This window comes from Burkholderia sp. E168m23 (assembly GCF_016586125.1).
GTDB lineage: Bacteria > Pseudomonadota > Gammaproteobacteria > Burkholderiales > Burkholderiaceae > Burkholderia > Burkholderia orbicola.
In genome coordinates this window covers 1-550 of sequence record NZ_BCPP01001705.1, presented here as the reverse complement: position 1 = coordinate 550, position 550 = coordinate 1, and the positions used below count along the sequence as shown (strand labels likewise).

Genomic DNA, 550 nt, shown 5'->3' with positions numbered 1-550 from the left:
ACGCAGTTCGACGAAGCGCGCGTGGAGGTCGTGCAGTCGCGCGTCACGGGCTACATCGACCATTTGTATGCACGCGCGCCGATGCAGCGCATCGCGAAGGGCGCGCCGGTCGCATCGTTGTTCGTGCCCGACTGGCTCGCGCCGCAGGAGGAATATCTCGCGCTGAAGCGCGGCGGCATGGACGGCAACCTGCTCGATGCGGCGCGCGCACGAATGCGCGCGCTGTCGATTCCGGACGGGATGATCGCGAATCTCGATCGTACCGGCCGCGCGCAGACGCACGTCGTGCTGAGCGCGCCGGAGACGGGCGTCGTCAGCGAGTTGAACGTGCGCGACGGCGCGATGGTCGCGCCCGGCCAGACGCTCGCGAAGATCGCCGGGCTGGCGACGCTGTGGCTGGTCGTCGAGGTGCCGGAAGCGCTCGCTTTGAACGTGCAGCCGGGAATGTCGGTCGACGCGACGTTCGCGGGCGATCCGGCCCGGCATTTCAGCGGCCGCATCCGCGAAGTGCTGCCCGGCATCAGCACGGGCAGCCGCACGCTGCAGGCGC

The 550-nt window shown here is 69.8% G+C and carries 1 protein-coding gene; it reads left to right on the top strand.

Going from position 1 to position 550, the window contains the following annotated elements:
• Window positions 1-550 (top strand): efflux RND transporter periplasmic adaptor subunit (locus tag JMF90_RS39775; protein ID WP_201326621.1); only part of this gene is annotated, 550 nt, incomplete at both ends.